This window comes from Streptomyces sp. SID5910 (genome assembly GCF_009862125.1).
Taxonomy (GTDB): Bacteria; Actinomycetota; Actinomycetes; order Streptomycetales; family Streptomycetaceae; genus Streptomyces.
Genome location: NZ_WWHX01000662.1, coordinates 1 through 9,343, shown reverse-complemented (window position 1 = coordinate 9,343; position 9,343 = coordinate 1). Strand labels below are relative to the sequence as shown.

Here is a 9,343-nt window from a genome sequence, read left to right as displayed (position 1 = left end):
AGGGGGACGGGTCTGGCGGGGACTGGACACGTTCGGGCTCCGTTCGGGCATACGGGCACGCTCGGATTTCAGCCGCGATCCGGCCCTGGACGGAGAGCCAAATCGATTTGGCCAAATCGATTTGGCCGTCAGTATGTGACTCCTCGGACCGACCGTCAAGGGATCGGACCGACCGTCAGGGGAGAGGGCGCCCGGCGCCCCCGCGGGGGCGCTCCCCGGACGCAGGTCCGCCGCGCGCCGTGGAGTACGGCGCGCGGCGGACGTGTCGGTGCGGAGGTCCCGCGGTCACACCCGCTGGGCGTGCTCCGTGCCGGCGGGTTCCGTGGCGAGGGCTCCCGTCACGACGCGGGAACGGCTGTGCAGACGCAGCGAGACGGCGACGAGGCCGATCGCGACCGCCGTCATCGCCGCGCCGGCCCAGGCCGTGGAGGCGAAGCCGAGGCCCGCGTCGATCACCGTGCCGCCGAGCCAGGGCCCGCCGGTGTTGCCGAGGTTGAACGCGGCGGTCGTCGTGGCGCCGGCGAGCGTGGGCGCGGCACCGGCCACGTTGAACATGCGGGCGTTGAGCGCCGGGGCGGTGTAGAAGGCGGAGACGCCCAGCAGGAACGAGAGGGCGATCGCGACGGCGGGGCTGGAGGCGAACAAAGCGAGGGCGGCCAGCAGCACGGTCGAGGCGGTGATGCCGGAGAGCAGCACGCCGAACAGGTGGGCGTCGGCGACGCGTCCGCCGATCGTCGTGCCGACCAGCGCGCCGATGCCGAACAGGGCCAGTACGGTCGGCACCCAGCCGTCCGCCAGGCCGGCCACGTCGGTGAGCAGTGGCGCGAGGTAGGAGAAGGCGCAGAACACGCCGCCCGCCGCGAGGGCGGTCACCACGATGGAGAGCCACACCTGGCGGTCGCGGTAGATCGCCAGTTCGCCCTTGAGCCTCGGGAGCCGCTCGGGCAGCGGCATGCGGGGGATCTTCGTCGCCACTCCGACGAGGGCGATCGCGGACGCCGCGCCCACGGCCCAGAACGCGGAGCGCCATCCCAGGTGCTCGCCGAGGAACGCGCCCAGCGGGACGCCGAGGACGTTCGCGATGGACAGTCCGCCGATCATCACCGCCATCGCGCGGGCCCGCGAGGTCTGCGGCACCATCGCGATGGCGACGGCCGCGCCCACCGCCCAGAACCCGGCGCACGCGAGGGCGCTGACGACGCGTGAGACGAAGAGGACCTCGTACGTCGGTGCCAGGGCGCCCGCGACCTGGCCGAGGCCGAAGACCGAGATCAGGGCGATCAGGGTGGTCTTCCGCGGCAGCCGCAGCGTCGCGACGGCGAGCAGGGGGGCGCCGATCACCATGCCGATCGCGAACGCCGATATCAGCAGTCCGGCCTGGGGGATGGACACGTCCATGTCGTCGGCGATGGGCGGCAGCAGCCCGGACAGCATGAACTCGCTGGTGCCGAGGGCGAATACGGACAGGCCGAGGATGTAGACGGCGAGTGGCATGCGGGGCGCTGCGGGCCGCTGGGGAGAGTCGGGCATGACACGTGCCAACCACGGTTTTCCTCCTGTCATTCCCCCGCGGCGCCCGGTCTCACGATGCGGGCGGCCGCCGGCCGGTCGGCCCGTCGGCCTGCGGGCTCGCGGGGCCCTGGGGTCGCGGGGTCGTCCGATCGGACGACCCCGGTGTCCTCCGACGCGTGCGCCGCCTCCAGCCGGAGCGACGACACCGGCCGCCGGGTGAGGCGGCCAGGATGGACGTCGAGCGGAACGGTGGTGATCCCCGGACGAGGGGCCGGCGCCTCCCTCCCGTCCCACGGAACACGAGGAGTGTCACGATGAACGATCCCGACCGCGCCCTCCTGGACGCCGCGGAGCGCGGTGACGCCGGGGCCGTCAGGGCCGCCCTGGACGCCGGCGCGGCGGTCGGGGTACGCGACGGGCACCGCCGCACCCCGCTGCTGCTGGCCGCCCTCGGCGACCACGTGGCCGCCGCCGAGGTGCTGGTCGCCGCCGGTGCCGATCCCGACGCCCAGGACGACCGTCTCGACAGTCCCTGGCTGGTCACCGGCGTCACCGGAAGCGTCGCCATGATGCGGGCCCTGCTGCCGGCCGGCCCCGACCTGACCGTGGTGAACCGCTTCGGCGGCGTCTCCCTCATCCCGGCGAGCGAGCGGGGGCACGTGGACTACGTCCGTGCCGTGCTGCGCGAGACGGACATCGACGTCGACCATGTCAACCGGCTCGGCTGGACCGCGCTGCTGGAGGCCGTGATCCTCGGTGACGGCGGCACCGAGCACCAGGAGATCGTGGAGCTGCTGATCACCGCGGGCGCCACCCCGGGTCTGCCGGACGGCGACGGGGTGACCCCGCTCCAGCACGCCGAACGGCGCGGTTTCACGGAGATCGCCGCACTGCTGAGGGCCGTACGGTGAGGCGGGCCGCCGTACTGACCGCGCTCGCCGCGGCGGTAGCGCTCGGCATCGGGTGCGCCGCTCCCCGGCACGACCCGGCCGGCACGCCCGCCGCCTCACGGACGGACGCGGCACCGCCGAGCACCGGCCGGGGCCCGGCGCCGGCCTCGCCGTCGGCCCGGACACCGGCCGGTTCGCTGATCGTCGCCGACTTCGGCTCCGACACCGTCACCTTCGTCGACCCGGGGCGGGGCGCGTTCGACTCCACGGAGGTCGGCACCGCACCGTACGGACTCGTCGTCGGCGCGGACGGACGGGCCTGGGTCGCGACCGCCGAGGGCGTCGCCGTCGTCGACACCGCCACCCGCCAGCGGCTCGCCCGGATCCCGTACGCGTCGGACGGCATCGGGGAGCCGGGGTTCGGCGAGTTCCGGGGCGGCGGCATGGGGATCGCCCTCTCCCCCGACGGCCGCCACGTGTACGCCGGCGTCAACCGGCCCGACGGCGACGGCGCCCTGGAGGTGATCGACTCCCGCACCCTGGAGGTCACCGGCACCGCCGAGGTGGGCCGGCGCCCCTTCGACGTCGACGTATCGCGCGACGGCCGCGAGGTGTACGTGACGAACCACGACTCCTTCGACGTCACCGTCGTGACGGCCGGCTCCCTGCGGACCCGGCGCATCGAGGTCGCCCCCTACGGCACCGAGGGCGGGCTGGGTTCCTGGCTGAAGCCGCACTACGCCGCCGTACGCGGGTCGGACGGGAAGCTGCTGCTGCCGTTCGAGGGCGAGCGGCTGGTCGTCGTGGACCCGTCCACGGGCGCGTCGCGCGTCGAGAGGATGACCGCGAACACCCACCAGCACGGCGTGACCGTCACCGCCGACGGCACCCTGTTCGTCGTCGGCACCGGGCCGATCGACCCCGCGCGCGACGAGGGGCCCTCGCTGACGGTGCGCACCGCGGACGGGCGGGAGAAGGTGATTCCGCTCGACGGCCCCCACGAAGGGGTCGCCGTGTCGCGCGACGGCCGCAGCGCCTACGTCACGGGCGGCTTCACCCGCGACGGCTACTGGAACGGCATCACCGTCGTGGACCTGGACGCCGGCACGACCCGGCGTCTCCAGGCGGGCGAACGGCCGCTGGGGGTCGCGGTTCTCTGAGCCCCGCACCCCGCCGGCGCGGGCGCGCGCCCGGGACGGCACGCGCGCATGATGGGAGGAGGACATGCCGGCTCGGTGGCGTCCGGCCGCCTCGGGACGGGGCGAGCGATGCGACGCGACCTGCCGGGAGGCAAGTGATGGAGCATTCCGGGGGCCGGCTCGGCGATTCCTCCGAGCGAGACGGACGGGCCGCCGCACATGTGGCTCTCGCCGTCAACGGCATGGGCAGCTTCACCTGGGACGTGCCCAGCGGGGTGATGCACTACGACGACGCCGCCCTCGCCGTGATGGGCTTCCGTCCGGGCGAGTTCGACGGCCGGCTGAGCACGCTCGGTGAACGGATGCTCCCCGTGGAGCTGCCCGCGGTGCAGGCGAGCGTGGACCGGGCGCTGGCGGACCGGTCCGGGTTCAGTCTGTACTTCCGCGTCCGGCACCCCGGCGGCTGGCTGCGCTGGACGCACACCCAGGGCCAGGTCGTGTGCGACGCCCAGCAGCGGCCTCTCCAGGTCATCGGCATCGTGCGGGACGCCAGCCAGGAGCTGCGGGCCATCGACCAGACCGAGCAGCTGCGGCAGGCCCGGCAGGACCGGCGCCGGCAGGCCGACATCGTCGCCCACATCAGTGACGCCCTGATGCCCACCGTCACGGTGGACGACCTCGCGGACGCCCTCACCTCGGCCCGCCTGCTGGAGCGGCTGGGCGCGTCGAGCATCGTGCTCGGGCTGGTCGACAACGGCCGGATGGAGCTGATCGGCTCGAACGGCCTGAACCGGCAGCTCGTGCGCGACTTCCACCTGTCCCGGCTGGACCAGCCGCTGCCGCTCACCGAGGCGGTGCGCACCCGCGAGCCGGTCTTCATCACCGACCGGGCCGAGCTGACCCGGCGCTACCCGGCGCTGGAGCCGTACCTGAAGATGTTCTCCCGGGCGACGGCCGCCGTGTACCAGCCGCTGATCGCGCACGACACGCCGATCGGCGCCCTCGGCCTCACCTTCGACGGCAAGGGGTCGTTCACGCACGACGAGCGGACCGTCCTCAACGCCCTGGGCAAGGTGGTCGCCCAGTCGTTGCAGCGGGCCCTGCTGTACGACCGGGAGCACGAGCTGGCCGCCGGACTCCAGACCGCGATGCTTCCCGGGCACATGCCGCCGACGCCCGGGCTGGTCTCGGCCACCCGCTACCGTCCGGCGAGCGCCCGCGGCGGGATCGGCGGCGACTGGTACGACGCGCTCACGCTTCCGGACGGCCGGGTCGTCGCCGTCGTCGGTGACGTGCAGGGGCACGACGTGACGGCCGCCGCCGTGATGGGCCAGCTCCGGATCGCCCTGCGGGCCTACGCGGCCGAGGGCCACCCGCCGACGACGGTGGTCGCGCGTGCGTCCGCGTTCCTGACCGAGCTGGACACCGACCGTTTCGCCACCTGTCTGCTCGTGCAGATCGACCCGCGCACCGGACGCACGGTGATCGTCCGTGCCGGTCATCTGGGGCCGGTGCTGCGGCGGTCGGACGGCACCTGTACGTGGCTGGAGACGCCCGGCGGTCTGCCGCTCGGTCTGTCGTCGCCGGGGTCGCAGCCCGGCCACCCGGCCTCCGAGATGGTGCTGGGCGCCGGTTCCACGCTGCTGCTGTGCACGGACGGGCTCGTCGAGTCGCGTGCCGCGGACATCGACGAGGGCCGCGCCCGGCTGCTCGGCGCCCTCGCCACCGGGCCGGTGGACCCGGACGGCCTCGCCGACCACGTGCTCGCCTCCATGAGCGCGTACACCGGGGAGGACGACGACGTGGCACTGCTGGTCATCCGGCGCAACCGCCACGCGTCCGAGGTCACCGAGCGGCTGGAGGTCGCCATCAGGTCCGTCGACCCCGACACGCTGCACACGGCCCGGCTGGCGCTGCGGACGGCGCTGGCCGACTGGTCGCTGGGACCGCTCTCGGAGACGGCGGAGCTGCTCGCCTGCGAGCTGGCCACCAACGCCCTGCTGCACGCCCGGGGCGACGCGACCCTCACGGTGTCACCGGTGCCCGACCGGGGTCCCACCGTGCGGCTGGCCGTCACCGACACGTCGCCGGTGTCGCCGCGGCGACGGGCCGCGACCGAACGTGCGACGTCCGGCCGCGGCCTGATGCTGATCGAGGAACTGGCCGCCGCCTGGGGGGTCGAGTCGCGGGGCAACGGCAAGACGGTGTGGTGCGAGGTGACCCTGCCACCGCCCTGACCGGGGCCCGGTTCCCGGCGGCGAGGCTCCTCGCGTTGCGCGCGGCCCGGCCGGGGGGGCTCCCGCCGGGCGGTGCGGCGGACCCGGGGTTGCCTCTCAGCTCACGCCGGGGCCCTCCGAGGTCCCCGGGCCGGCGGCGGTGAGCGGGGCGGTGGCTTCCCAGACGAAGCCGTCCGGGTCGGTGAAGGGGCCGGTGGCGCAGGAGAGCACCAGCCGGTGCGATCCCGTGCCGTCGGCGGGGACGCCCGCGACCTTGGCCAGCGCGGGGCGCTTGTACAGGGACAGCTTGACGGTGCCGGTGCCGGAGGCGAACTCGACGTACTTGCCGCCGAAGCTCTTGCCGACGGCGAAACCCTGCTCGGCGTAGAACCGCTTGCAGGCCTTCACGTCCTCGACGCCCAGCAGGAGCACGATCTCGTCGACGTCCCGGGTGGCCGGCCCGGTGTCCTTCTTCGCCGACGTGGCGAGCTGCCAGATGGTGCCGTCCGGGGCCTGCACGACGCCGCCGTAGCCCCACAGCGACTTCGCGGCGGGCTTGAGGACGGTGGCGCCGGCGTCGCGGGCGGCGGCGAGGAGCGCGTCCACGTTGCCCGGCTGGGACACCACCAGCGACAGGGTGAACCCGCGGAAGCCGGTCGTGGGGGCCTCGGAGCCGCGCAGCCGCACCTGTGCCGGGTCCAGCCCGAAGGCGGTGTCGTAGAAGCGGGCGGCGGCCGAGGGGTCGGCCACTTCCAGGGTGACGGAGTCGATGGCGTTCATGTCTCGACGGTAGGGGCGGCGGGGCCGTCGGCGCTTCTCGAAAACTGACCGGTCCGGCCGGCCGGGTCCGCTGTCGGCGGACAGGGGCACGCTCGCGGCTCGCGGGACGTTTCAGGTGGTGAGAAGGTCGGATGCCGACCAGGCACGGTCCGGCAGCGGAGAGGAAGTCCTGCAATGAAGCACCAGACGGTGGGCGACGTGATGAGCGACGCCGTGGTCCGTGTGCAGCGCGGAACGCCGTTCAAGGAGATCGCCCATCTGCTGCAGGACTACGACATCACCGCGGTGCCCGTGGTGGACGCGGCGGACCGGCCCGTGGGAGTGGTGTCGGAGGCGGACCTCCTCCAGAAGATGTGGGGCGTGGAGCCCGACGGCTCCGCCGGAGGCGGGGCGCCGGCCGCGCCCGTCGGGGGCAAGGCCTCCGCCACCGACGCGGCGGGGCTGATGACGTCACCGGCCGTCTGCGCGCGCGAGGACTGGAGCGTCGTCGAGGCCGCCCGCGTGATGGCGCGGCACGGCATCAAGCGGCTGCTGGTGGTCGACGAGGGCGGGCGGCTGATCGGGGTGGTCAGCCGGAGCGACCTGCTGCGGGTCTTCCTGCGCAAGGACCGGGCGATCCGGACGGAGATCATCGAGGAGGCCCTGGTGCAGACCCTGCGCCTGCCGCCCTCGTCCGTGCACGTGGACGTGACGCACGGACACGTCGTCCTCAGCGGACGGCTCCCCGAGCATGTGCCCGTCCCGGTGCTGGAGGAGCTCTGCCGGCGCGTCGACGGCGTCGTGGCCGTGGAGTTCCGCCCGACGGGCGAGGCCGACGGCGGCGGCCCGGCGTCCGCGGGTCACTGAAGCCGGTTCCCGCCGCGTCTCCCGGAGCGCGACAGGCAGGACGTGACCACCACGAAGGGCCACAGGGACTGGGCGAACGTCACCACGCGCTCCGCGAGACCGGCCGCACCGTGCCGCGTCATCTCCCACAGGAACCACGCGCCGCCGACGGCCATCAGGACGGTCGCCGCGACCGACGGCCCGGGCCGCAGCGCCCAGGGCGCTTCCCCGTCGCCGTCGACGGCCAGCACGGGCCACAGCGCCAGCAGCGTGAACCCGACCACGGCCACCGCGCCGTGGCGCAGGGATCCCCCGCTGGTCGGCGCCGGCAGCAGCACCACCGCGAACGCGGCCAGTCCTCCCCCGCCGAGCGCCAGCCGCCCGGCGGCGGAGGCGGCCCGCAGCCCCCACGCGGTCAGCAGATGGCAGAGCCCGAGTGCGAGAAACGCCCCGTTCATCACCCAGAACCCCGAGGCGCCGTAGGACCCCAGGACGCTGATGGTCTGGGTGGAGGGGTCGTAGGCGGGCCCCGTCAGCAACGCCGCGATCGCCCACCCTCCGATCAGCAGGAGGGGCGCGCACCCGGACGTGACCAAGACCCACCTGGGAACGGTTCGCATCGAACCACCCTAAAACGCCCCCCGGGTGCCGTCGGGGCACCGCGCCTCCCCTATGCGGTGGGCCCGCCGGTGGTGGTGACGCGGGTGACGGCTTCGAGGGTCAGGGCGCGGTCGTGCGGTTCGCGGGCCAGGGCGCGATGGAGGGTCAGGCCCTCGATGAGGGCGTCGAGCTGGCGGGCCGTGTCCGGGTCGAAGTGCTTCTCCAGGTGGGTGCGGCTGCGTCGCATCCACTCGTGGGTGAGTTCCCGGTAGGCGGGCCGGCGTGCCGCGAGGGTGTAGAGCTCCTGGGTGAGCGCGAGGTCGCGGGGGCTGCCCTCGGAGAGGGCGTGCACGAGGTCGGTCACCGCGTGCCGGGCCTGGTCGCGGTCGGCGGGGGCGGCGAGGTGGGCGTCGAACACGGCGACGATGTGGTCGGTGAAGCGGCCGAACGCCTCGCGGAGCACCTGGTCCATGCCGCTGAAGTGGTAGGTCATCGACCCGAGGGGGACCCCGGCGCGGGCGGCGATCCTCCGGTGGGAGACCTGGGCGAGTCCTTCTTCGGCGATGAGGTCCAGGGCCGCGTCGAGGATGCGTTCGCGGCGCCGGGGGTCCACGTGTCCGGTGGCCATGGCGGAGTGGTCTCAGAGGTCGCGGACCGGGCGCGCGGGATTGCCCACGGCGACGACATCGGCGGGGATGTCCTTGGTGACGACCGCGCCGGCGCCGATGACGGAGTTGTCGCCGATGGTGACGCCGGGCAGCACGACGGCGCCGCCGCCGATCCAGACGTTGTCGCCGATGGTGATCGGGCGGGCGGCCTCCAGCTTGTCGCGGCGCGGCTGCGGCTCCAGCGGGTGGGTGGGCGTGAGCAGTTGCACGCCGGGGCCGATCTGGCAGTCCTCGCCGATGGTGATCGCCGCGACGTCGAGCGCGGTCAGGTTGTAGTTGACGAAGGTGCGGGCGCCGATGGTGATGTTGCTTCCGTAGTCGACGTACAGCGGCGGCCTGACGTGCGCCTCCTCGCCCAGGGAACCGAGCAGTTCGGCGAGGAGCGGCCGGGCGGCGTCGGCGTCCTCGGCGTAGGCGGCCAGGTAGCGGGCGGCCAGCCGTACGGCCGCCTGCTGACGGCGGGCGATCTCGGGGTCGTCGGCGATGTAGAGGTCGCCCGCCAGCATGCGTTCGAGGTTGCTGCGGGGGTCCTGTGCGAAGTGGTCCGTCGACATGCGTACGATCGTACACTCCCGCTCCGCGGACCGGCACGAGCCGGCCCCGGCGTGCGTTGCGCGAACGGCCGCACGAGGAGGGAGCGTTGGGACGTAGGTTGTGACGGAACAGTTCACGCCTCGGCCGAGAGACGGACCTTCCTCATGAGCGACCCTGTA

General features: G+C 73.9%; 9 protein-coding genes. 4 read left to right on the top strand and 5 right to left on the bottom strand.

The genetic code is table 11. The features are described from left to right. Nucleotides 1-285 precede the first annotated feature (285 nt). Nucleotides 286-1,494 (bottom strand): Cmx/CmrA family chloramphenicol efflux MFS transporter, encoded by a 1,209-nt coding sequence (locus tag GTW67_RS23015; protein WP_161166710.1) that lies wholly within the window; start codon nucleotides 1,492-1,494, stop codon nucleotides 286-288. A 332-nt stretch (nucleotides 1,495-1,826) separates the two neighbouring features. Between GTW67_RS23015 and GTW67_RS23010 the strand changes: the two genes are divergently transcribed. From GTW67_RS23010 to GTW67_RS23000, 3 genes are all read left to right on the top strand, one after another. Then, the gene (locus tag GTW67_RS23010; RefSeq protein ID WP_161166709.1) at nucleotides 1,827-2,423 is read left to right on the top strand and encodes an ankyrin repeat domain-containing protein; all 597 of its coding nucleotides are present in this window, start codon (nucleotides 1,827-1,829) and stop codon (nucleotides 2,421-2,423) included. Next, on the top strand, nucleotides 2,420-3,562 hold the full coding sequence (locus GTW67_RS23005) for a YncE family protein (protein WP_161166708.1): 1,143 nt from the start codon (nucleotides 2,420-2,422) through the stop codon (nucleotides 3,560-3,562). Before GTW67_RS23010 ends, GTW67_RS23005 begins: the two co-directional genes overlap by 4 nt. A gap of 137 nt (nucleotides 3,563-3,699) precedes the next feature. After that, nucleotides 3,700-5,778, top strand: coding sequence for a SpoIIE family protein phosphatase (locus GTW67_RS23000; protein WP_161166707.1), 2,079 nt, complete (start codon nucleotides 3,700-3,702; stop codon nucleotides 5,776-5,778). A 96-nt stretch (nucleotides 5,779-5,874) separates the two neighbouring features. On the opposite strand, the gene GTW67_RS22995 is transcribed toward GTW67_RS23000, so the two are convergent. Beyond that, nucleotides 5,875-6,537: a VOC family protein gene (locus GTW67_RS22995; protein ID WP_161166706.1), complete on the bottom strand. Its 663-nt coding sequence runs from the start codon at nucleotides 6,535-6,537 to the stop codon at nucleotides 5,875-5,877. A 174-nt stretch (nucleotides 6,538-6,711) separates the two neighbouring features. Between GTW67_RS22995 and GTW67_RS22990 the strand changes: the two genes are divergently transcribed. After that, on the top strand, nucleotides 6,712-7,383 hold the full coding sequence (locus GTW67_RS22990) for a CBS domain-containing protein (protein WP_161166705.1): 672 nt from the start codon (nucleotides 6,712-6,714) through the stop codon (nucleotides 7,381-7,383). Here the strand turns inward: GTW67_RS22990 and GTW67_RS22985 are convergent. Genes GTW67_RS22985 through GTW67_RS22975 form a run of 3 tightly spaced genes read right to left on the bottom strand, consistent with a single transcriptional unit; the run spans nucleotide 7,377 to nucleotide 9,184 of the window. Continuing rightward, the gene (locus tag GTW67_RS22985; protein WP_161166704.1) at nucleotides 7,377-7,982 is read right to left on the bottom strand and encodes a DUF998 domain-containing protein; all 606 of its coding nucleotides are present in this window, start codon (nucleotides 7,980-7,982) and stop codon (nucleotides 7,377-7,379) included. The genes GTW67_RS22990 and GTW67_RS22985 overlap by 7 nt on opposite strands. A 50-nt stretch (nucleotides 7,983-8,032) precedes the next feature. Beyond that, a complete protein-coding gene (locus GTW67_RS22980; RefSeq protein ID WP_161166703.1) occupies nucleotides 8,033-8,590 on the bottom strand; it encodes a TetR/AcrR family transcriptional regulator in 558 nt (185 codons plus the stop codon). 12 nt (nucleotides 8,591-8,602) lie between these two features. Beyond that, the gene (locus tag GTW67_RS22975; protein WP_161166702.1) at nucleotides 8,603-9,184 is read right to left on the bottom strand and encodes a sugar O-acetyltransferase; all 582 of its coding nucleotides are present in this window, start codon (nucleotides 9,182-9,184) and stop codon (nucleotides 8,603-8,605) included. Nucleotides 9,185-9,343: the final 159 nt, after the last annotated feature.